Raw genomic sequence first — 24,735 nt, forward strand, 5'->3', positions numbered from 1 at the left:
GAAAGTTTATAAATGAAAAACCCCATTGACAATTGAGAATGATAATGGTTATCATTAATAATGAGATTGAAAATCATTCTCATTAAAATGCGCTGATAAATAGCGATCATACATAATCAGGAGGAAAAACTAGTGAAAAAACTATTGATTGGTTTGTTAATTGGAGTGCTAGCTGTGATGACAGCTTGTTCCAATGATACGAAAGAGAATTCGGTTTCGAAAACGGAAAAAGAGACAGAGATAAAAACAGATGAGGAAGAAACAGAGCAAGTAGCCGCAGATGAAGGTGATGGGGTGGATGAGAAAGAGCTCGCAGAAATGATTGCACAATTTCCTGAAACGGTACCGGAGCGTTTGATTACGACATCTGTTCCATTAACAGAAATGCTGCAACTGTTAGATGTGACACCTGTTGGGGTACCGACTTCGACGAATCCACTGCCTGTAGAGTTTGACTCGGTTGAGCGAATTGGTTCACCCATGCAGCCAGATTTAGAAGTTGTCACGAAGTTACAGCCTGAAGTTATTTTAGGTGCAGAGTCACTTCGCAGCACTTTGGATAAGACGCTGGAAGGTATTGATTTGCCGACTGCTTATCTTCCGACGGATTCATTTGAAGATTTGAAGTTGAGCTTTAAGGCACTCGGCACATATTTCGATAAAGAAGATGAGATGCATGCAGTGCTCGATCAACTGGTTGCGAAAGAGCATGAGTTAGTGAAGCAGGGCGAAGGGAAAGATTTGCCAAGCGTCATGTTGATGATCGGTACATCTGATTCTTTCATGGTGATGAATGATAAATCGTATGTCGGTAGCTTGATTAAACGTTTGGGCGCAGACAATATCGCGACTTCTGTATTACAAGCGAAAGACACTTATTCACCGATCAATATGGAAGATGTCGTGGTTGCGGATCCTGATATTATTCTAGTGCTTGCTTCAGGAGATCACGGTGCATCTGAAGATATGTTCAAGAAAGAAGTAGAAAGCAATGAGACGTGGAAACAAATGTCGGCATATAAAAACGATAATGTCTATATTTTAGATTATGAAGTATTCGGTATTACATCCATTAAAAATGCAGAGAAAGCATTGACGGAGATTTCTACTTATTTTTATAAGTAACAGAGGGGATTTTTTGCAATGACCAACTCTCGGAGTGGAATTACGGTAGGTGTCACGTTTGCGTTAGCAGTAGTAGCCGCAATCGTTGCGATCGGTCTAGGCAGTGTGTCCGTAGCGGTTCCTGAAATTTTACAAACATTATTCAAATCCGCTGAGAGCGCGGTGAATGATACGATCATTTTAAATATCCGATTGCCACGCGTGTTGTTGGCAATGGTGATTGGTGCCAATATCGCCGTATCTGGAGCGATTTTGCAAGCGGTGATGGGCAATCCATTGGCAGACCCTGGCTTGACGGGGGTAACGAGTGGAGCGGCAGTATGTGTTCTTGCGATTATGTTGGCCATGCCTGAATATACGCAGTTCGTACCACTCGCTGCTTTCATTGGAGGAATGGTGGCAGCGACAGCAGTTTACGGATTGGCGTGGCGACGCAATGGAATTTCACCGATTACGATCATTTTGGCGGGAGTCGCGGTCAACGCATTATGCGGTGGGGTCGTTGGCTATTTATCGATCATGTTCAGTGACCGTCTGCCATCTGCTGTGCAGTGGATGAATGGAAGCCTGGCAGCGAAGGGCAATTCGACTCTCTACATGGTGCTACCGTATTCAATTGTTGGATGGATTTTATCGATCTTCGCAATTCGAAAGGCGAACGTCATTCGGATGGGCGATCAAGTGGCAATGAACTTGGGGGAAAATGTCAATCGCATCCGTATTGCGCTCTCTATTTTGGCTGTATTCTTGGCAGCAATTTCTGTGGCGGCAATCGGAATGATTGGTTTTGTCGGTTTGATTGTACCTCACATGGCACGGTTCTTGGTTGGCTCGAATTATAAGTTTTTATTGCCGATGAGCATGGCGCTCGGTGCGTTAGTTCTATTGCTAGCAGACACAGGTGGACGGACATTGTTTGCACCGATGGAAATTCCAGCGGGTATCTTAATGGCGGTGATCGGAGGTCCTTATTTCCTGTACTTGATGAGAAGGAGTGTGTTTTGAGATGTTTACAGTCAATTCGATATCCATTCGTTACGAGCAGAAAACGATCATCCGCGATTTTTCATTTCAAGTGAATGAAGGGGAAGTCGTCTCGATTATCGGTCCGAACGGCTCGGGGAAGTCGACTTTATTAAAAGCTGTTTCTCGTCAACTTCCCTATTATGAAGGAACCGTAGAGCTGGATGGGGTGAATTTGAGGTCAATGAATCCGAAGCAAGTGGCCCGTAAAATGTGTATGCTCAGTCAGAAAAATCAGGCACCGAGTGATATGACAGTGTTTGATCTCGTATCGTATGGTCGTTATCCACATAAAAGATGGTTCGAAAAACTGACAGAAGATGATCATCAAATTATAGAATGGGCGATTGAGAAGACCCATTTGACTAGTTATCGAGAACGAACCGTCGCATCTTTGTCAGGTGGTGAATCACAGCGCGCTTGGATTGCGATGGCATTGGCGCAAAGACCGAAGATTTTATTATTAGATGAACCCACAACATATTTGGACATTTCTCATCAGCATGAAGTGTTGGAATTGGTGCGTGAACTCAATCGCGATATGGGGATGACGGTCATGATGGTGCTGCATGATTTGAACCAAGCATCGTATTACAGCGATCGAGTAGTCGTCGTGCAAGGTGGCGAAAAAGCTATGTATGGCACACCGGACCAAGTGATGACGACCGATATGATCCGTCAAGTGTACCGAATGAACTCGGAAGTGCAATTTAGTCCAAATGAACGTAAGCCACGGATACATTTACTGCATACTGCACGATAATCTAAGGAGGAATAGAGCATGGTGAAAGAAATAGATTTGGTAAAACATAAAGAAGGTTATTTACAGTTTGTTGAGAGTCATAAGAATATAGTGCTAAATATGGTGAATGAGGAAGGACGACCATTTGCCAGCTGTGCCCCATTTGTTAAAAAGGATGGCAAGTTTTATATCTACATTAGCCGAGTAGCCGAACATTATCGTCATTTGGAAAACAGTGAATGGATCGACGCGATGGTCATTGCAGATGAAGTCGATACACCAAACCCCTTTGGTACAGAACGCGCACGTTGGGGGTGCCAGCCGAAAAACATTGGCAATGAAGGACACGAAGAAGTATTCGAACTATTCAACAGTCGTTTTAACCCGAAATTAATGGAAGTTCTTCGCGGTTTAGACTTTTCATTATTCGAACTAACTCCAGTTCAAGGCCGGTATGTAGTTGGTTTTGGATTAGCGTTTGATGTGGATATTGATGGTGATATCTTCAATCATGTAGTGGTCGATAAAAAGAACAAGCCAGGAGTCACTGCATGAGTGACGAGACGGTACTTGCAATTTGGAACGCGTTACGCGAGCGTTTTACTAAGATGGCAGCAGGTTTAGCTGAAGAAGATTTAGACTTGGGTATGGGTCAGTCCTCCATCCGTTCATTGCTGTATCATACAGCGGAAGTGGAGTATATGTTTGCGGATTGGTATTTAGAAAAAATGATGCCAGCCGAATTGTCGAAAGCTAAAAACTTACCTGAGTTGTTAGATTTGCTAGCAGCTTCCGATGAAAATTTGAAGCAGGCAATGGAAGAGCTGACGATAGAACAGTGGCAAACACCAGTAGAGACCAAGATGGGTGTATCCACGCCTTTAGAAGCAATCGGTAGATTAATGTACCACGCAGGAATCCATGCGGGACAGATTGCGTTGATGAAGAATCAGCGGAAGGAATAAATTTCTATATTTGCTAGACGCTCTTAAATTTCTACAAGTGATCATAAACGACCTTGATCCGCTCATAAGCCTTCCAGCAGCCGACGAGTTTCGATAAGAAATCAAAAAAGTGACGAAAACCAATTAGGCTTCCGTCACTTTTTTGTGTTGCTAGAAGGGCTATTACTCTTTCAAATCTTCAATCGAATTAATATCCATATAGCTTGGGACTACTAGACCGATTTTCACGTCTTCCATGCTGACACCGATATCGTCCAGTTTGTCTTCAAACTTCTCCATGTACGTCTTATGTGTAATCGGCAACCAGCCTGCTAGTAAGACATCTGCGCTTCCGTCAGCAACTGCTGTGTACATTGGGCCTGCTTCCACTTGTGACATTTCCACTTTGTAGCCCAAATCTTCCAATACGTTAGCCATCATATTCGTGCTGGCAACTGTACTGTCCCATGCAACGTAGACAAACTTAATTGTATCGCCGTCCACTTTTTCTACACCGTCTGTCCATTCAGAAACTTTATCTTCATTTGCATCGATCCAGTTTTGTGCTGCTACTTTTGGATCTTCACCGTCAATGATTTCAACCATGATTTTTGCCATATCTTCTTCAGTCCAATGGAAGTTTTGTAGAACTTGATACGCTTCCGATAAATCTTCTTTTAATCCAAGACGGCCAATTGTATGAATTTCTTCTGCTCCACCATATGAACCTTCTGGATCTTCAAGATATTTTAAGTCGTATTTCGCGAATTTCCAGTGTGGAGACCAGCCTGTCACGATGATTGGTTCTTCTTTGTCATATGCTTTTTTCAGTGCGGCTGTCATCGCTGCCCCTGAACCAGTTGTGACGTCCCACTTTTCAAGTCCGTAATCTTCGATCGCTCTTTCCGTTGCTTCCATGATGCCGGCACCTGGATCGATTCCTGTAATTTTGTAATCTACTGCTTTACCGATGGATTCAGTTGAACCTGTTGCGTCTCCATCATTTTTTGAAGTGTCCTCGTCTTTGTCTCCTCCACATGCAGCAAGACCTACTGCTAGTAAAGCGACTGCGCTAACCCCTAAAACTTTCTTTTTAAATGACACGATACAGTTCCTCCTTGTAATTTGGTTGCAAGTGAGATGGACGTTTGTGTGTCCAACGTCTGTATGTATGCACAACCTTTTTTGTCATCGCTACTCTAGCGAACGTTAATAAGTATAACTGTAATGTCTTTGTAATACAACCGTTTTACCTATATTTATTGTACGTACAGTTTTTTCTGTACGAATAATTAAATTCTAATAAAATAGGAAAGTCAGCAAGATGTGACTTTCCGAACAGCCTATTATTTATATACCAATTGTCTAGATCGTATCAAAAAACTCATTCGTCAAGTCACCGTTCATTCCAATTGCCGCAGCGCTACCTGTACCGGCTGCAATAATTAGTTGTGAGGGTACAATATGAGATACATCGCCTGCTGCATAGACGTTCCAGACGGTTGTCCGTCCATACTCATCTGTTAAAATCCCACCGTATTGATTGCGTTCGCAACCTAGGGCATCAGCGAAGTGGTTGGGGTGGCTCCATAGGGGGGATACGAATCCACCTGTGCGATCGATGAGTGTGCCGTCTTCGAGCCGTATGCTTTGTAACTGGCCGTTTTCACCTTCAAGACGTGCAATAATATCATCCACTATGCGTATTTCTTTGGCATTTAATTTCTTGCGTTCCTCTGCCGTGAGTTGGCCTTCACCGTTTGTGAAAACGATTACGTCACGGCTCCATGTATAGACTTCCGCCGCCAGTTTGAAGACGTTTTTGTCTGCAATGACCGCTAAAGGACGATCTCGAAGCTCCCAGCCATCACAGTAGGGACAGCTAAACAAACTCGTGCCGTAAAAGTGCTCGATGCCAGGGATATTCGGCTGCTCGTCCCGCAACCCGTTTGCCAATAAAATCTTCACACTGCGAAAGACTTTTCCGCTGGCGGTCTTCAATTCATAATGTGCCCTATCCAATCTTTCAATAGAAACAATCTTTTCATTCTGAAACTCGACAGATGGATATTCTGCAATCTCTTTCCGAGCTAATCTTCGCAATTCTGAAGGCTTCGTGCCATCCCTCGTCAAAAATCCATGCGCTTCGCGTGTCACCCGATTTCGTGCATGGTCGTCATCAAATACGACTGTCTTCCGTCTTGCTCTACCAAGCACGAGTGCCGCACTTAGTCCAGCTGGTCCGCCACCAATAATTGCACATTCATAAAGCATATCGTCACTCATCCCTTTTCTGGTCATTATACTGTTATAACTTCCCGGCTTCTCGGCGGAACAAACAATAGATTGTGCATATGAAACTAGCTCAGTTTATGGTTGAGCGTAGGAGTTCGTGGTTTTAGAGGATACCTTTCAGTATTCAGTTAATATCAGAGGTTTATTCAACTAGGATATAGGACAATCTGAACAAATTTAGTTACAGTAGAGACAACTGCTGTGTAAACAGAATGAAGAGGAGGGGTTACTGTGAAGTGGGGACGAATTTTATTGGTAAGTATGGCTCTTCTATTAGGTGCCTGTCAGTCTGAAGAAGCAAAGAAATTCATTCAGAAAGAAACTACTAGAAAAGAGGCGCAACGACTAGTAGAGGAAGCGATGAGAGAGAAAGGAATTCGCGTGTTTGCAGGGGATGTGTCTTACGCAAATATTGGCAAAACAGTCGACACGAGTCGTGTTGAGGTAGAATATGATACTCTCCATGAACCAGTATATAAGGGGCTAGCCTATGTGACAGTGGATGAATCGAGTTCACCCAAGTTGGTGGGAGTAGATCACTTAGGGTTAGCCAATACGGAGGGGCTTGTTCATATTGGCAGCATCCTAATGGAACATTTGAAGGTAGTGGCCAGTCAATCCATTATTCAAGAGGTGCAGCCCTTGTTAGATACTTTGCCAAATGTGACTTGGGAAGAAGTGGAACCTATTACGTTTCATCATGTAGAGGTGGACCCGAAGAAATTAGATGAATTACTGCGATTGTATGGAAAGAATCGGTTAGCTAGCCCGACTGTGGAAGAGGCTGAAAACTGGTTAAAAGTATTTGAGTTTCCTAATTCCGAAAGCTATGAACCAGAAATGTGGTTGACGTTTCATTATCAAAGTCAATTGACAAATGAAGAATTTGAATCTATTTTTGAAGCCATTAGTCAGTCGGAAGCTCTTCCAAACGAGCCGTATTTCATTCGCGTGATCGCAGACAGTTATGATGAAACAGAAGAGCCTCTCTATAATGAAAGGTCTAACGGCCAAGGGTCTGTAGTGTTTATTGGGCATTCTGACGCTTCCGATGAATGAGTAATCTGCTATATGATACGGTAACTAGATTAGGAGGAAGGTAGATGAAAAAATTTGGTAGAACGTTGATACTATGCATGTCAGTCATCCTATTTGGTGCCTGTTCCGAATCGACAGACGACCTGACGATGCAAGAAGTTCAAACACGCTTGGATCAATCGACAAACGAAGTAGATCGCTATGAAATCGACATGGTGTTAACCGTGTTAGCGAAGGATATGTCTAGGGGAGAACAGAAACAGGTCAACAAAGGAAAAGTCCAATATATTGAAAAAGAATCTCCTGACTTTCATGCATCCTACATCACCACAACAGACGGTGAGCCCAATGATGCCAAGGCAGAAGTCTATAAAAAAGATAACATCATTCTGACCAATGAAAATGGCGGTGATTGGGAGGATATAAGCGGTCAAGTTACCGACGAAGAGTTGCTTAGTGTCCAATATGCCAAAATGATCGAAAACCTTCGTAAGGTGAAGGATGAATTGGCTATGAAAGAGAAAGAAGACTCTTATATTTTGACGTATAGTGGAAATAGCCAAGATGTTTATAAGGTATTCAAGGACTCGTTCAATATGTCGTTTACAGGCGTCGATTCTACAAATATATCTTCCGATTTGGAGGTAGTCATCGACAAAGACACCATGAGAATGAAAGATTTTAATTACGAGGCGGTAGGTAAGAATCCTACACAGTCTGTGACGATCTCGGTGGAGTTGGGGTATGGACAGGTGAATGAGGTGGAGGAGATTGAGTTGCCGAAACTTAATTAAAAAGTGGAATGTCAATCTGTGTATGTAGAACTTCGTTGTACACCCTTGGTTACTTAGAGGGTGTGTTTGTGTTGCGGTAAAATGAATCAAAATTTTACAAATAATCAAATTGTAGTATAATAGAAGTAAATGTCGAGAACTGCCAGGGAGGGATCTACATGGCATACACAATACCAGAAACGATACGTTCTAGTGCAACGGCAGGAGAGCGGCTGCTGTTTCGTACGCTGAAGATGTTTTTGCCTGATGATTATATTGTTTATTATGAACCGGAAATTAGAGGAAAGCGTCCGGATTTTGTAGTCATTGGTCCTGACCTTGGTTTGCTAGTTCTAGAAGTGAAAGACTATACGAAAAACACGCTGTATCGCCTGGACCGAGATGAATGGGTATTAATTACTTCGAATGGTGAGCAAGTATCAACAAAAAGTCCGCAAAAGCAGGCGAGGGATAATGCATTCTTAATCGTAGATACACTGAAAAAAGACCGCAATCTCGTTCAGCTAGAAGGGAAGTATCAGTTCCAGCTAAAGTTTCCTTTTGGCTTCGGCACGGTGTTCACCCGTCTTCATCAAAAAGACTTTATTGATAATGGATTGTATGGCGTTATCGAGCCGCATCTTTCGCTGACTCGCGATGAAATAGACCCAGATCATGACGCGTTCACGGAAGAAAATTTGATTGAGAAGATTTCTAATATGTTCGTTGTGCCCTATCGTTTGCGTGAGCCACTTGGGAAGGAAGAAATTGATGCCATTCGTTATCATCTTTTCCCAGAAGTTCGAATAAGTGCGGAATTTAAGCAACCATCACCTTATCAGGATCAATTGTTGCTCTCACTGCACGACATCAAAGCGATGGATTTACATCAAGAGAACATGGCCAAACAGATTGGTGATAAAAACCGATTGATTCGTGGAGTAGCGGGAAGCGGAAAGACGTTAATCCTTGCAAGCCGTGCAAAACTGCTGGCGAGAGAGCATCCAGACTGGAAAATATTGATCCTGTGCTATAATATCTCGCTCGCACAAAGTATTGAGCAGATGGTGAGGCATATGATGAATGAACCTGAAACTCTATTCGACTTTGATTTCACTAAAGAAGAAACGCTAAATAAGTCTGCTAAGCATTATGTTCAAGTACGTAACTTTCATAGCTGGCTGCGTAATGATTTACGTATTTCAGAAGGAAAGATCCCAAAGATGCTAGAAAAACTTGAACAAGGTGAAGCAATTCTACCAAAATACGATGCCATTATGATTGATGAAGGCCAAGATTTTGAAGCTGACTGGTTTAAGTTGGTCAGCCAATTGCTGAATCCCGATACGAAATCATTGTTGCTTGTGGAAGACCGAGCGCAATCCATTTACAAGAGAGGGCGTTCCTATTTGCAGGACACCGGCCTCGATTTTCGTGGTCGATCCAAGGTGTTGAGTATCAATTATCGCAACACAGCACAAATTGTTTCCTTTGCTTGGGGTTTTTATCAACAGCATTCCGTTCTGAAAAACAAAGTCGTTAGTAAGGAATTCGAAGGTGATATTATTGCGCCGCAAAGCACAAGAAGGAAAGGCTATGAACCTGCCATTGTACGCGTGGATAGTTTTCAGCGTGAGGCCAAAATTGTCGCCAGGCAAATAGCTAAACTGCATTTCGAGAAAAATCTTCCGCTGTCTGAAATTCTGATTCTGTATCGAGTGAAGCGTTCGTATCAACTAGATTATATCGCTATCCTGAAACAGTCTTTGGAAGAGGAAGGGATTCATCACTACTGGATTGCCGAAAACAGCGAATCCAAACGTAACTTCCAAAAAGAACAGGAAACAGTCAAGATTAGTACCATTGAAAGTAGTAAAGGCCTTGATTTTCAAGCCGTATTCATTGTGAATGCAAATAATATTCCGTTTGCGTTAGAAGAAGATATCGAGCGCGAAGCATCCTTGCTTTATATTGGTATGACGCGAGCGAAGGAGTATTTGTGTATTTCTTATTCAGGGGATTCGGTGTTTACGAAGTATTTTGATGAGATCTTGGAAGAACGCATGAAAAACAAGCAAGAAATAGTGTTTCAGCGCACAACATAAGGCTTGCAAATCCCTTGGCCACACTCTACCTTGGGATTTTTTGTGTTCGAAGACGAAAAGGAGTTTTGTGGATAAATAGATCAAAAGGATTGGGGTAAATAACTTAACAAATTTCCAATATTGCCGATAAAGTGGGAAGAGGTCTTGTTTTTATATTGTCATGTGAGCAGAAAGAAATAGACGTTTTAGGAGGGGCTTTTGTACATAATTATGAAAGATAAAATCAATAGGGTAGGGAGAATGAGTAGATGAAACAACTATTGAAAATGGCTTTTGCATTGGTGTTGATGATCAGTGTATTCGGAGTCAGCCTGAAAGCAGACGCTGCTACAACACCTGGAAATACGGTGCCGGTTGAGAAGAAGCCTTATGAGTATGAGTTTGTGGTTGACCCAGCAAAAGAGTACAACGGATTTTCAGGAGCAAAGGATTTAGTAGTTACGTTTGATAAGAATATTAATTCAATTACTAGAAATGATGTTTACGTTGAACAACTAGTGACTGATCAAATAGAGAAATTACCTATTATAGACGAAGTTATAGCTAGCGGGAATACGCTAAGAGTATCTTTCAAAAATTTAGAGTTCATTAATTACAGTAAAGAAGAGAATTTTAGGTTAGTTATAAAAGAAGGTTCATTGTACTTCGATCACTTAACCGACTATGATTTACCATTCAAAATCTATGATTTGTTGCCTGGATTTGAGTCGACATTTGTAACTAATGGAAACGCAGAATTGATAAATAATAACATATTTAAGCATAATGAACCACGGCAAGTATTGATTCAGATACCGCCGGTTTATATGACGAAGATTGAAACTATCCATCGGTATAAAGGTGTTACTGATCCAACCAAGAATGCTCCTAATTTATCTAATATTGATGTCGAAGCAGATGCAGTAGCCACACGGTTAAAAGTTCGTTTAGGAAACAATTCTCAATATGAACGAGACTTAGATCGTTCGATAAGTGGTGTAAATGGATTTTCAATGGGGCAAGCAGGAATTGAGGAACTGACCTGTAAGGATGAAGATAAAGAAAATGGAGTGCCTGCTCAATGTGAAGCTAGTGATGATTTTCAATTAACAGCCTACAGCAAAGATGGTCGAAAGCTTGCAACCAAGAATTTTAAAATGCGAGTGAATGATCGTGAGAAAGATTACAAAATCAATGATTATGTAAAAGTGAACGCCAAGTTATTTGGAAAGTCAGTTTCTCTATATGAATTAATGTCTTCACCTGTTTTATTAGATCAAATTATGCAAGGTACAGAAGTAAGCGCGCTAGATAATTTAGGTGTTACCTATTCAGTAGGAAATACGATTAAAGTTGAAAATTTAGAACAGCTGCAATTGGCACTGGCGAATGAGCAGTTTAAGATTATTGAATTGTCAAATGATATTAATGTGAATAGTCTCCCTAACGACACACTTGTGATTGATCGGAATGTTACTCTTAAAGGTGGTACGATAACAGGAAACCTTAAATTAGGAGAGGGAACTGCTAATAGAACAATCCGTCTTGATGGTACGACGATTAATGGAGACTTGACGATTGATGTGGGCGCTGAGGGTACAGCAATTGTAAGTACTTCAACAGTAACAGGAACTACAAATGTCGTAAGTGGTGATGTGAAGTCAATTCACTTACATGACTTCTCGTCTGCAAACGGAATTAATATGGAGAACACAACTCCGGTGAGAATTGTTATGAGTTATTCTGATAATTCTATTAACAAGAATTTTGGGTTGACAATGGCTAGCTCCCAGAAGGTTACGCTAGAAGGATTATCTGGTGAAGCAACAGTAAGTGTGAAGGAAGGAATTCCTGCTAATCTTGAGGTCAAGAATGGTGCTTCGGGAGCGAAAATAATTGAAGGTACAACAGGTAGTGGTGCTAGCATGAATTTATCACATTCAGATGAAGTTGATGTGACAGCTATAACATCACCGGAGTGGACTGTTAAAAAGCTAGAAACTGTGTATGAAGAAGGTAAGGAAGTAATCTTGAAGAATTATAATGGGGAACTTTCTGATACTTCCCAAAAGTGGGCTAGTCAGGGTCGTGTATTAAATGATTTAACTAACTTACAATTACCTGATACGTTAAATCTAGACGTTGAAGATGCAACTATATTTGGAAGTGAGTCCATCGTGTCATTCGAAAGTCAAACTCGATTGTTGAAAATCACTGGAGCTAGTGAAAACCAATCAGCTACGGTCATCTTAAAAGGTGAAGCAAATGGAAAGGTATATAAAGTTGCTGTACTTGTTACGATATCGAATGATTAGATCAGTGGGGGGATACCTTTGAATAACATTTTAAAAAAATTATTACTCCCTTCTTTATTCATATTGATGTGCATGCTCTCATTGACTTTTGAACAAAAAGCATTTGCATATGGATTAATTAATCATGAGCAAGTAACAGATGTGGGTAAAAAACATTTTGTTGTTTTAAAAGAAGATGGAAGCGTTTGGATGTGGGGAGATAATACGTATGGTCAGCAAGGTGCGAGTGGTGTTGATTCGTCATCACCACACCCTGTCGAGTTAGCGACTGGTAATCGCTTGTCTAATATTCAAGCAATTGTAGCTGGCGGTGATCATACACTTGCATTGGATCAGAATGGAGAAGTGTGGGCATGGGGGAGAAATGATTATAACCAGCTTGGTCATTCTGGAGGTTTATTGAAGAATGAAAGACCTCAAAAGGTTTTTCATAAAGAAATGGGGAAGATTGTAGCTATTGGAGCAGGTGGCTATCACTCCCTTGCAGTAGATGAGAGCGGACACGTATGGGCATGGGGACTTAATTCATTTGGGCAACTCGGTTCGCCCGTAGGATTAGGAACTCCACCATCAACTGTTGAACCTACACGTGTTCCTGGATTAGTGGAAGTTGTTTCAGTAGAGGCGGGTGCAGAACATTCCGTAGCACTTAAAAGAGATGGGACGGTAGTGGCTTGGGGACGTAATTCCTTGGGTCAACTTGGAAATGGTGAAACAGCATCAGTAAATTACTCCCCATCTGTAGTTTCGGGTTTATCTTCCATTATGGAAATTACCGCAGGAGATTATCATACAATTGCATTAAAACAGGATAGAACTACTGTCTTTGCATGGGGAGACAACTCATATGGACAATTGGGCGATGGCGGACGCGAAATGAAGTTACGTCCAATTCAGGTAGAAGGAATGCGGGATGTGAAAACGGTAGCTACAGGAGCGAACCATTCAATAGCCATTCGAGAAGATGGAAGTGTTTGGATGTGGGGGCGTCACACCTCAGGAACCCAAACTACCCGGACGACACCAATTGAAGTAAAGGGATTAGCCAATGCCGTTTCTATAGGTGGCGGAGGCTATGACTTAGACAGCTATACTTTGGCAACCAAACAAGACGGCACAGTCTGGCAATGGGATAAAGCCTCCTCTGATCCAACAACCAAACTCCCAATCTTCAAGAAAGTATCTGGGATCGATGATGTGATGAAGCTGGATGAGTTCCCGTTCGTCCAAGGCGGCCAAGTGTTATTCCGATACATTGGAAATACGGGCACTACGGACGTTAAAGTGAATGGTAGCTTTAATGATAGTATCGATTTGCCGATGATTCATAAAGGTGGCAATGTATGGGAACTGCAGGTGGAGCTGAAGCCTGGGCAGTATGAATATGGCTTCCGAGTAAATGGACAATGGACAGTAGATCCTCTGAATCGTGACAAAACAATTGACGATTTTGGACGGACGTTCAGTGTGGTGAAAGTAGCCCCATATGCAGTGGAGGGGCCAATTATTGATAATAAAGAAGTGACATTCACATACAGCAGCTTTGATTTTAACGAAACACTAGAGCTGGATGCGAAGTCAATATCTGTTTCCGTCATGGGTAATTTTGGCGAGAATTATCACTGGATTGAAATTCCGATGGTGAAGCAGCCGAATAATACATGGAAAGTAACGAGAACGCTGGAGCCTAGGGACTATTATTATTCGTTTGTGGTACGGGATGCGACAAGTGGGGCAGTGGCGGAGAAGCGGAACGATCCGCTGAATGCGAGCCTACAGACCGATTCATTGACAGGAATTTCACGTAATACATTTGTTGTTTCTGAAAATGTTCTGACCAAAATTCCAGTAGCAGGAATTACATTGAATAAAGGTCCGGAACTGGATTTGGTTGTTGGCGAGCAGGAGAGTGTGATTGCGCAAATTAGTCCTTCTAACGCTACGAATAAAAATGTCAACTGGACCTCTAGTAAGCCGAATATTGTCAGTGTGGATAGTGGCAAGCTAACAGCGCATTCTAAAGGAACAGCGACTATTATAGCAACTACTGTTGACGGTGGAAAAGTAGCAACGATCACAGTTAATGTTACGCAACAGGATAATGCTGTATCCTATCCGCGAGTCGGATATAAAACATTCGATAACCGATACAATGTTTCACCCACGAAAGCTTGGAAGATTAAGTTCAATCAAGAGCTAGACATTAAAACATTCAATTCCGATAGTGTTTATATTTTGAACGAATCCGGGATTAAAGTACCACTTGGTTACCAGGTGACTGATGGTGGTAAGACTATGGAAATTCGCCTGCAAAGTGATTATCAGTATACACGTGGTGCGACCTATTATTTATTTGTTGAAGATACTGTGAATACAATATACGACACAAAGCTTAAAGAAAAAGTGCAAATGCAATTTCAGATTCAACTGTAAGTGACAACAGCCTGTCCGCAGACAGGCTGTTTGCATTTGTGAAAACTCCCTGATAGTTTATATAGCGAATAGTAAAGACTGCAAAAAAGAGTCTATCCAATTATTGGATGGACTCTTTTTCCTTATTGAATCTTAAATGTTCGTGTGAAAGGTTGTTTCAAAAATTCATTATTCTTGGTATTTCCTTTGAATTGTCGTTCGATGTGTAATGTGTATTGATTGCCACGAGAGTAAGCGTTTTTAGGTGCAACTAGTATCGTCTTACCATCGGGACTTAGCGAGAGGACAGTGTCCACCTTTTTTCCCATAGAATCATCGATGACGTAAATTGTACCGTTGTAAAGTGATTTCTTCTCAACTCTTGCATTGAACGTTATAGACAGTACTTTGTGTGGTACGTAAGTAGGTACGTCTTTTCTCCATTCAGTTTTCTCGATTTTTACATCTTCTGCTATCGGGCTGATGAGTCCATCTTTTACTACGAAAGCGTAGATTTCTCCATTGGATGAAGAAATATTTGTACCGCTAGTATAAAGTGTCCATTCGGAAAAGTCGGTAGGCAGATGATCTAGTGAATAATTGGTTGTCTCTGTCCAGGCGCTTCTATCGAATGTGATGTTTTGACTGCTAGTTGTATAATATATTTTTGCATCTTTTACACTGGTATACAGTCTGTACGTAACACCTTCATTGTCAGAAGTAGTGATGATACTTGGTTTTGCGATATCATCAATCAGTGCATACGTACCTGGTTGTGTAACTAATCCGATTTCATTACCGCCTTGGGTTCTACTATTTTGGACTTCTGCAAATAACTGCCCATTCACACGAGTAATACGTGCAAATTTCTTTTTATCTGGATTGGGAAGTTCTATTTCAATCGGTTGCATGAAAGAACGAACACCCTCTCCCCAGTTAATCTCTGTTGGTTGTGTAATTGAAGTTCTCCATGCTGGATCACTATAGTTTGAAATCGTGGTAGGCGTTTTGACGGATAACGATGCATTTTGAGTCTCTGCGATGTTCGCAGCAGGTACATGAATGGCCCGATCTTTTCCGATAAAGCTAACCCCATTTTTTACTGCATTCGCTTTTTCAACAGAAGTCAATACGACCGAGCTGCCTCCTGAAGTAAATGCCGTTGGTTTGATCAATGCATCACCACGAGGAACGGTAGAGATTGTAGCTTCGGATACAGTTACAACATATTTTTTCTCATTGTTGCCTGGAGAAACAGTATAAGTTACTTTTTTCGTGAAATCCTGTTGAATACCACTGGCAGGGCTAACAGACTTTAAATTAGAAGTAGTTATAGTTGGCTTTAATTTTGAACGGTCGGTGCCTTTAGGAACTACTACGTCAATTGTTCCTGTCTTGTGATCGATAACTCCAACAGCTTTTAATGAAGGAAACTCAAAGGAGCTAATCCAGTTGGTTTCTTCAGCATTATCAAAAATGCTTACATTGACAGGAAGTGAAGGTTTACTCTCAATTCCGTTCACTGTTTGGGTGACGTAGTAGCCGATGCCCGCTGGCACTTTGTCGAATTGAACGCTACCATTGTCCACTGCTTTGGTATCTATTAACTGTCCATAAGTGTTGTATAAATTAGCCCTCGTTGTTGTGTGACCAAACAAACTGCCTACTGAAATTTCACTTTTGACACTTTCAGGTTTCTTAGTTTTGGGTGGTGCTAATTGTATAAAGCGATGTTTTGGCTCTGCGACAGTTCCGCGATTTGCTGTCGCTGTGTATGTGATTTTGTAAGTACCTGGTTCAGGAAGTGTGATAGGATCTATTTTGATAATCTGATTCACTGTAGTTGATGATGCAGTTGATGGTGTTTGCGTACCGTCAATTCCAACTAGTTTAGCAGTTAACGTCAAATTCTTTTCCAAATAATCACTTGCTGTTGCACCGGGATCACTAAACTTCCGATCTGTCTTTGTATAGTAAGGGGAATGATCCTCATCCCATATTAGATCGATTTTATCGGGGCCATCTAATGTGATGTATGGTTTATCAATATCCACAACTTCTACCACATTGGATTGACGGCTTTCTTGACCATTAATTGTCTGGGTAACATAATATCGACCTGGTCCTAGCTGGTTAAAAACATAAGTCTCTTCTTTAGCACTAAGCTTTTTTTCTTTACTTGTGATTTCTGTAAATACACCCTTCTCATCTGATTTATATAGTTTTAATAGAGTCGGGAGATCTGCCGTTCCGGGGAATATATTTTTTACTCCCACTTCACCGATCGTTGCAATGCTGCCGATTGCGATAACAGGACGTGGTTTGACTATGACCGTTCTTGTTACTTGTCCCGCACTATTTCCGGCTTTATCTTTTACATTATAAGTAACTGTATAGCTTCCGGGTTTATTTGTATCTACTGTTCCGCTAATTACGATTCGACCTGCAAGTTCTTCAGGTGTGTCGATGTTATCAATAGCTGTTGCCCCGTGTTCGATATAAATATCGCCGACTTCTAAAACTATATTGCTTGGTCCGTTTACTGTTAACTCGGGAGGTGTGGTGTCTTTAATATCAATTCTCTTCGAACTCGAACTTTGAACTCCGTTTGCTTCCTGTATAACAAAATAACCTTCGCCTACAGGCACATTAGAAAACGAGTAAACACCATCGTTAATTTCTATATTGGATCTTATTAAGGTGGCATTTTCTACTTTATTCGACCCGCTTGGATCTTGATAAAGTAGTAGTTTTGCTCCTGCATAGACACCCGAAACGGTAATCTTTCCAGTGATATGTTCTTTAATGGGTGCACTATTATGGGTTTCTTTTGTATCCGTTTTTGATAAAATCACTTCATTGGGATAAATTGTGATATTTCTAATGGCTGTAGAAGTAAGATTAAAATTTTCACCATCTGTTGCTGTATACGTTACCGTGTATTTCCCAGGAGGAGTTGCATTATTGTCACCGCCAGGAACATTACTTACAACTTCCACTTTCATTTTAAGTGGATCGCATGCTTCATCAGCGCTTTCAATAACATTCTGTTTACTACAGAAATATTTTGTTGTAGTACCTGTATATACGGTTGAATTTTTATCTGTAACTTTATAGCCAGGTTCTTTGTATTTCTTTTCTGATACCTTTCCATCTTTGTCGATGGTATATCGCAATTCATAGTTTGTACTATCTACTAGATCAATAATAGGGAGTTGTTCATTTCTAATAATGATTTCATTTGAAAGATTTTTACTATGCACTTCATTTTCAACATGTCCTACTCTATATGATCCATCTGGTAACCCTTTAAATGTAAAGGAAGAGGTATCTGAAACTTCCCTTTTGTATTCGTTTCCACCACGGTATAGAATTAATGTGTTCCCCTTTTTTGTGCCTGTCACAAGAAGTTCACCAGCGTTATTTGAGGAACCTGAATCCTTTTTCCATTCTAATTTAACTTCGGTAGGATACACAGTTACTAAACCAGATCTTTCACTTTCTGCTTCGTTCATAACTTGTGTCAATCTATACGTATTATTTGCATCGATATTTGTAAAGATTGCGGTACCATTCGAGTCAACGCTTGCTTCTCTAAAATTTGTTTGATCTCCAACATAAAGTCTTACTTTACTTTGGGTAGCGACATTTTTCACTTTCAGTTGATAAGGATCATTTTTTTCGATAATGATATTTGCGCTAGTGTCATCTCCGTTATCTTTAACAGATAAAGGTTTAGGCATCACTGTGATAGGTGCGGATATCTTAATTGTTGTTTCATCATCTTTTTTAACTGCGCGAACATTATAAAGACCTGCAGGAACATCGGAAAAGACATCGTTTTCGCCCAAAACACTTCCTTGCTGATCTTTATTACCGTAAAGTTTTTCTAACGTTATTGTCCAGAGTGAATTTCTATCATTCATTTTCACCGTAACTTTGCCTCTGAGATCATCTCCTACAGTACTTCCTTCAACGCTCCCAGGGAAATCAACTGTAGCCGCTATCCCTGGTAACGGTCCAATCGTCGAAAACACTAGTAAAAATACCAAAAACGCAGAGAAAAATTTCTTCATCGTTTTCACCTCTCCTTATTTCACTTCATAATATTGCGTTTCAAGCAGACGCTCCTGCTGATCAAATACTTCGATCGTCAACATATCTCCTTTGGTTAGCCCAAGTTGCCCTTTGGAAAATGAATCAAGGTTCCGAATCATTTTAATAGGAGTTCCCTGATTTACAGAGAAATTCGCTTGAAAAACTTCTTGATTGGTCTGAACGTTTATGTTCGTTACAAACGGGTTTGCTACGGCCGTAATTGCCTGTATGTATTGTCCGGTGATTTCAAATTCTTTTGTAACAGCAGTCTTCAATACCTTACCAGAATCCGATCGGAAATCAGATGGAATGGTCAATGTATATATTTCACCAAATAAGTAAGGAATTTGTGGTTTTACTGTAACTTTCTTCGAATCTGCCGATAGAGAAAGAGAAACCTTTTGATCTTTTGAATACATGCTGATTCGGTGTAAATTGTCAGTTTGATTTAATACTTCTTGATTAAATGTAATGGTCCACGGCTTCATCGGGTCGGTGACAGACTGTATGCCGGCAGCATGTGTCGTTTGGTTGCTGAACAGACCTGTAAGTAGAAGACCGATACAAGCGAAAGCAGTGATGATACGTAATCGCATAGTAAAAACTCCTTTAATGTGTTGGTTTAAAGTGTGAATTATCCCTTGAAGAGTCAGTAAGCTCTATCTATATTATCGGAAAGGAAGTTGGAAAATGAAGATACAAATGAAAATCATTGCCACACTGTTGTTGCTATGGATATTAGTACTATTCAGGGAACCGCTTATAACGGAGGCAGCTTATGATTATACAAATCAAAGTTGTGGTCTCGAACATGGTCGGGATATCGTTTTTGTCATTCAAGACACGCCTGAGATGCAAAAGCAGGATCCAAATCAAGATCGTATTCATGAAGTGATTCGCTTGATCGATCAGACGAATGCTAAGGATCGTTTCGGAGTCATTGGATTTCATACAGAGGTCTCGAAGTTGTTATCAATGACGTCAAATAAGTGGCAAGCAAAAGAGGCAGTCCAATCGCTCGCTAGCCATTCTATTGTCAATGGGAATGATGCAAGTACCGGATTTGAAAAAGCGATTCAGGACCTATCAAAAGATCAGTCAAATAATGACAAAATTATCGTCTTGATGACTGTTGGAACATCTGTCAATAATGAAAAAATACAGTCTTTAGCAAATGAAGCATATGAAAAAAATATTCAATTACATGCCATTAGCTTTGGTGATAAATCCATTGTTGATCATACGACTCTGAAGAATATTGCGGAAGTTACAGGGGGGAATTATCATCATTCTCCAAATGCTGCATATTTACAAAGTGTACTATCAAACTTGCAGCAACAAATTGTTAATTTCGCTGGACGTGAAGTGCGTAGCGATTGGAAACTGACGGATAATGTACACGAAACGAAAGATTTACTCGTACATGAAAACGTGAAAATTGATTTGAATGGCTACAATTTAACAGTTGACGGTGAAATAGTGATGCTACCTTGTTCAGAAATCCGAGCAGTTCATAGTAGTGTCATCAAGGCAAAGAATATTGATCAAAAATCCCGTTCCAGTATCCGGCTCAGTAACAGTCAGTTGTATGTTACAAGTAGCTTGAAACAAGATGGATTGATAGCAGTTAACGGGGATTATAAGGGACCTACAGTTCCAGAAGTATTGACTAATGAATACAATCAGCGAATCCATGGCTACTTAGATTTGAACGGTCAAGTTGCGGATATTACATCCGTTTTTCTTCAAGAAGGCCGTGTAGACCTGAACGGTGGAGTCTTGCATGCGAAGAGTAACCTGCATCAAAAAGGACACTTCAACGTGCAAAAAGGAAAGCTGCAGGTTGATGGGAACTTGACGATCAATGGCGGTCCGTTGATCGATGATGCTTTTTTGGAAAATAAGTCACTGAATGTCGGAGAAGGGCTCGTACAAGTGGGGTCTGCTGTATCAATGGGTGAAACTCGTTCTAAAGGGAATGTGAAACAGTTGAGTGGTCAATTGTTCGTTAATCATGGAACAGTCAACATCTATGGGGATTATTCAATTGCAGATGGCTGGCTTACGATGGTGAAGGGTTCAATGGATACGGCAACACCTGAATATGGCCAAGGAGATGGTGATTTCGTTCATGTGCACGGTAATTTTTCTACAGCCAGTAAACGAAACCATGGAACACGAAACTATACACATCTTAGCAAGCCGATGCATGACCAAGGGCATTTAACGGATGGTGTGCTCAAGATAGACGGTTCATTCACTCAATCGGGAAATAAAGAAGAACATCCGATTTATACAGACCGTTACCAGAACTTTGAAAAAGACTACAGTCGCTACAATTTTTATGCGGAAGGTAGACATAAAGTTGTCTTGACCGGTAAGCAAGAGATTAAAGTGGAAGGCTCAGGATTTAAGTTTAATTTCTTGGAACTCCATGGCAAGCTACAGGAGTATCCGGTAGTGGGACCAGTCAATTGGAACAGGCTAAATGAAGTGGATAAAGCTGCGAATGCTAACTTGGCGAGCTTGTCTATCAATGATATTTTGGTTCGAGGTTTTACTCCCAACGTGATGAGGTACTTTGGTCATCAGGTTCCGGCAGATAGCTTCACACAAGGAGCGCAAACGCTAAAAGTAGATGCTCGTCCGGTAGATCGAAATGCACGAGTCGAAGTGCTAAATAGAACAGTGGCTTCGGACGGAACAGCTGAAGTGAAAGTGCTTGTGACGGCTGCTGACGGCAAGACACAGTCCGTATATACTGTAGCTGTCACAGTAGGACCGGGATCTAGCGGTAAGGTTACGTCTATCGAGCTAGATCGAAGTGAAATTTTATTCAATGAAGATGGAGCGGGTACATATATGCCCACTCAGGTATCTATTGGTTATACGGTGTATCCTACCAATGCAGCCAATCAGCAAGTAAATTGGTCATCTACCGATCCGACTGTTGCAACAGTCAGTCCAAATGGCGTCGTGACACCAGTCGGTTCAGGCGAAGTGACCATTGTTGCGACAACGGTCGATGGTGGATTTATTGATTCTGCTACGGTAAAAGTACTGAAACAGATTGATTTGTTAGAGGGAATCTATACATTGGCTGATTTTGTTGGTGACAATGATCGTTACGACCAAATCATGGGTGGACTTTATGACCTAACTAAAATTGGTTTTGTTGTTCCAGGGAATTATATTGATAGTATCACGTTTTCTACTTCTGGTAATTTGACAATTGGGACAGTGGAAACAAAAACGGCTGCAGTTGATCGTGTGGAAGTGCGTGTGAATGGTAAGGTACTAGGTGCTAATAAAAATGGGGCAGCCTATATCTTTACTCGCGCAGCTATGAATATTTCAGACTATGTGGAAGTGATTGCATATGATTCTGTTTCAAATGAATTGGAAAGAGCAGCAACCACGTATCCTGTGGCGTTTCAATCCACAAACAGCGTGATGCCTGGATTTTATTCTGTTCAGCGTTTGATGGAAGATCCAATTTTATTTTCACAAATATTAGCAGAGTTTTCACCACAACAACTACGATTTACTGCAAGATAACAAGTGAAAAGGAGGAGGGCGTGCGATGGCGCGCCTATACATAATCTATGAAAAAGTTAAAAGTTCTAGTAGGGCTTAGTATTTTATTGTTGCTAATCCCTGTCATTCCCACACAAGCAGCTGTAAAGAAAACAACAGTCGGGGTCTCTTCCGCATTCGCAGAGCGGGCTGGAGCGGTGGAAATCGGTATTTTCATTAGCAGTGACGAAAAAATTGCAGGCGGTTCTTTGGATATTGTCTATGATGCGGATCAATTGCGTATTCGTGACACAGACGTCAAGCTGACTGATACGCTGTCTAGTTATCTGTCTTCTGGAGGCAGCGATGCAGCAGGAACAGTATCATTATCGTTCGCAAAAGGGACAGGCTCTCTAGTGGACGGTACAGTCATGAATTTAAGTACGTATGTGGAGACGCCAGGAGTAGGTAAGGAGATTGCGCTAACTTTAGAAAATGTGGAACTGTATAACGAGCAAGGAAAGAAGATAGATGCTCAGCTAGTTCATGGACAAATTAAACCTTTTAAAGGAAAAGAAGATACGTATTCGAACGCTGTAACTGGTGATAAAGAGTGGGTCATCACACTTAGTAATCCTTATAATCTAGCGACATTGAATACACATGCAATCAGTATGAAGCGAGGAACTGTTTCAGTGCCTGTTGAGGTGGAAGCAGTCGGTGACACTAAATTTAAGGTGAAACCGGTAGGAAAGTATGCTCGAGGCACCTATACAATGGAAATTACGGAACAGTTACGTTCAGCCAATGGTGCAAAATTAAGTCAGCCTGTACGGTTTACATTTAAGGTGAATTGAGGTGAAAGAAATGAAGAATGTGTTAAATAAATTAGCTGCTTTTTTAATTATACTTGGTGTAGTTGGTGTATCCAGTTTCATTGGAGAAAAAGCGAATGCGGAAACATTGGAAGTGGGAGAAAGTCGCTCGCTGGGTACGAAAGTGGAAGTACCTGTTACAGTTCGTGATATTTCGTATTTGAGCTCAGGGAATTTTGTCATTTCGGCTCCTCCAGCGAGTTCAGGAATTGTTTTAAAAAGTTTCCGTCCAGCTCCGGCTTTTGACAATACAAAGTACCGGACAAAATGGAATGTATTAGATAACGCGCTAGATATTAATTTTCTTTCTAACTCGGATAAAGATGTGATCATTCCTGGGAAGAAGATAACTGTCGGTTACTTAGTCTATGAGCTTTCTTCTTCATTCGCAGAAGGTGAATCACTAGATTTGACTATCACTTCTGCCAATATGAAAGGTCGAGCGAATGCCGATTTGCCTGTCAATGGAATGAATGGAAAAGTCATACGAAAGATGCCCTTTGGTGATGTAGTCGGAAACAACAAACCAACAGCTGCAGCTGCAATTCGAATTTTACAGCACTTGAACAATCCAATTACAGACCGAGAAGCTTTTCTATCAGCAGACGTTGATGGAGACGGTGTGTTAACTCAAGCAGATGCACAAATTATCTTGGACTATATCGCGGGTAAACGGACAAGCTTTTTGGCTATCCAGGCAAAAGAATTGGACAATGCGGTATTGAAGAGCGAGTACAGTGAGGAAATCGAAGGGCTACATGGACGGGAACCGTATCAATTTAAGCGAGTGTCTGGAAGTATGCCGGCTGGCGTAACGATTGACCTAGACACGGGGAAGATTAGCGGGACGCCGACACGTGCAGGGAACTACAACTTTACGATTCAAGTGACAGATGCATTGGGAGATACGGAAAGACGCATTTTCAGTATGGACGTCATTGATTCAAATATCCAGTCTGTTGAAAAACTTCTTCAAATCAATGTAAAGTTAAATGGAACGCCTGAACTTCCATCTAAAGTGAAGGTAACGTACAAAGATAAAACAACTGGCATGGAGTCAGTTAACTGGCAGCCAGTCGATACGTCAAAAATCGGAATGGTCATTGCGAAAGGTAAAATTGGTGACAGTGGATTCACGGTGAGTGTGGAGGTCAACGTGGTATCTGCTGATTACTTGAATAGCGTGAAGATCTCTTATGTTCAGTTCTTGAATCTTCATACGATTCAACTTAATGTCTCTTCGGATGTATATAAAGTGACGATTAACGATGTTCATAACATGCATTACGAAGGACAAAATAAGTTTAGCCTTGGTAGCTCTAGCTTCTCTGCAGGTTCGACAGTTGTCATTCGTATGTATGATAAGTATGGTAATATCCTACAAACGAAGCAACAAGCTTTGATACCCAATTAAATAAGTAAACCACATACCCTTTGTTGATTGATAGAAAATCAGCAAAGGGCTTTTTGTTACCATTGAATGAAATCGTAAAAA

General features: G+C 41.1%; 17 protein-coding genes. 13 read left to right on the forward strand and 4 right to left on the reverse strand.

Annotated elements, in window-relative coordinates:
- Positions 1–132 precede the first annotated feature (132 nt).
- The 5 genes from GD002_RS00880 to GD002_RS00900 are packed head-to-tail and all read left to right on the forward strand — an operon-like array spanning position 133 to position 3,855.
- Complete coding sequence (locus GD002_RS00880; protein WP_153730433.1) at positions 133–1,125, forward strand: ABC transporter substrate-binding protein; 993 nt, start codon at positions 133–135, stop codon at positions 1,123–1,125.
- 18 nt (positions 1,126–1,143) lie between these two features.
- A complete protein-coding gene (locus GD002_RS00885) occupies positions 1,144–2,130 on the forward strand; it encodes a FecCD family ABC transporter permease (protein ID WP_153730434.1) in 987 nt (328 codons plus the stop codon).
- A 1-nt stretch (position 2,131) separates the two neighbouring features.
- Positions 2,132–2,911, forward strand: a complete 780-nt coding sequence (locus GD002_RS00890; RefSeq protein WP_153730435.1) for an ABC transporter ATP-binding protein — start codon at positions 2,132–2,134, stop codon at positions 2,909–2,911.
- Positions 2,912–2,929: 18 nt separating this feature from the next.
- Positions 2,930–3,445 (forward strand): HugZ family pyridoxamine 5'-phosphate oxidase, encoded by a 516-nt coding sequence (locus GD002_RS00895; RefSeq protein ID WP_153730436.1) that lies wholly within the window; start codon positions 2,930–2,932, stop codon positions 3,443–3,445.
- Positions 3,442–3,855 carry a DinB family protein gene (locus tag GD002_RS00900; RefSeq protein ID WP_153730437.1) on the forward strand — a complete coding sequence of 138 codons (414 nt, stop codon included), beginning with the start codon at positions 3,442–3,444 and terminating at the stop codon, positions 3,853–3,855. Before GD002_RS00895 ends, GD002_RS00900 begins: the two co-directional genes overlap by 4 nt.
- A 162-nt stretch (positions 3,856–4,017) precedes the next feature.
- Here GD002_RS00900 and GD002_RS00905 read toward each other — a convergent pair whose 3' ends face one another.
- Entirely contained in the window at positions 4,018–4,938 is a 921-nt protein-coding gene (locus tag GD002_RS00905; RefSeq protein WP_153730438.1) for a glycine betaine ABC transporter substrate-binding protein, read from the reverse strand.
- 261 nt (positions 4,939–5,199) lie between these two features.
- Complete coding sequence (locus tag GD002_RS00910; protein WP_228548239.1) at positions 5,200–6,135, reverse strand: NAD(P)/FAD-dependent oxidoreductase; 936 nt, start codon at positions 6,133–6,135, stop codon at positions 5,200–5,202.
- Positions 6,136–6,360: 225 nt separating this feature from the next.
- Between GD002_RS00910 and GD002_RS00915 the strand changes: the two genes are divergently transcribed.
- From GD002_RS00915 to GD002_RS00935, 5 genes are all read left to right on the forward strand, one after another.
- Positions 6,361–7,188, forward strand: a complete 828-nt coding sequence (locus tag GD002_RS00915; RefSeq protein WP_153730439.1) for a hypothetical protein — start codon at positions 6,361–6,363, stop codon at positions 7,186–7,188.
- 44 nt (positions 7,189–7,232) lie between these two features.
- On the forward strand, positions 7,233–7,961 hold the full coding sequence (locus GD002_RS00920) for a DUF6612 family protein (RefSeq protein ID WP_153730440.1): 729 nt from the start codon (positions 7,233–7,235) through the stop codon (positions 7,959–7,961).
- A 158-nt stretch (positions 7,962–8,119) separates the two neighbouring features.
- Positions 8,120–10,045: a 3'-5' exonuclease gene (locus GD002_RS00925; protein WP_153730441.1), complete on the forward strand. Its 1,926-nt coding sequence runs from the start codon at positions 8,120–8,122 to the stop codon at positions 10,043–10,045.
- A 248-nt stretch (positions 10,046–10,293) separates the two neighbouring features.
- The gene (locus GD002_RS00930; RefSeq protein WP_153730442.1) at positions 10,294–12,339 is read left to right on the forward strand and encodes a hypothetical protein; all 2,046 of its coding nucleotides are present in this window, start codon (positions 10,294–10,296) and stop codon (positions 12,337–12,339) included.
- A gap of 18 nt (positions 12,340–12,357) precedes the next feature.
- The gene (locus tag GD002_RS00935) at positions 12,358–14,772 is read left to right on the forward strand and encodes an RCC1 domain-containing protein (protein WP_153730443.1); all 2,415 of its coding nucleotides are present in this window, start codon (positions 12,358–12,360) and stop codon (positions 14,770–14,772) included.
- Positions 14,773–14,894: 122 nt separating this feature from the next.
- Here the strand turns inward: GD002_RS00935 and GD002_RS00940 are convergent, their stop codons facing one another.
- Both GD002_RS00940 and GD002_RS00945 read right to left on the reverse strand, forming a co-directional pair.
- Positions 14,895–18,827, reverse strand: coding sequence for a DUF5011 domain-containing protein (locus GD002_RS00940; RefSeq protein WP_153730444.1), 3,933 nt, complete (start codon positions 18,825–18,827; stop codon positions 14,895–14,897).
- A 15-nt stretch (positions 18,828–18,842) separates the two neighbouring features.
- Complete coding sequence (locus tag GD002_RS00945; protein WP_153730445.1) at positions 18,843–19,445, reverse strand: Ig-like domain-containing protein; 603 nt, start codon at positions 19,443–19,445, stop codon at positions 18,843–18,845.
- 94 nt (positions 19,446–19,539) lie between these two features.
- Between GD002_RS00945 and GD002_RS00950 the strand changes: the two genes are divergently transcribed.
- Genes GD002_RS00950 through GD002_RS00960 form a run of 3 tightly spaced genes read left to right on the forward strand, consistent with a single transcriptional unit; the run spans position 19,540 to position 24,654 of the window.
- Positions 19,540–22,407, forward strand: coding sequence for an Ig-like domain-containing protein (locus GD002_RS00950; protein ID WP_153730446.1), 2,868 nt, complete (start codon positions 19,540–19,542; stop codon positions 22,405–22,407).
- Positions 22,408–22,454: 47 nt separating this feature from the next.
- Positions 22,455–23,222 (forward strand): Ig-like domain-containing protein, encoded by a 768-nt coding sequence (locus GD002_RS00955; RefSeq protein WP_153730447.1) that lies wholly within the window; start codon positions 22,455–22,457, stop codon positions 23,220–23,222.
- A 10-nt stretch (positions 23,223–23,232) separates the two neighbouring features.
- Complete coding sequence (locus GD002_RS00960; protein WP_153730448.1) at positions 23,233–24,654, forward strand: putative Ig domain-containing protein; 1,422 nt, start codon at positions 23,233–23,235, stop codon at positions 24,652–24,654.
- Positions 24,655–24,735: the final 81 nt, after the last annotated feature.

It is taken from the genome of Sporosarcina obsidiansis (assembly GCF_009651005.1).
Lineage (GTDB): Bacteria > Bacillota > Bacilli > Bacillales_A > Planococcaceae > Sporosarcina > Sporosarcina obsidiansis.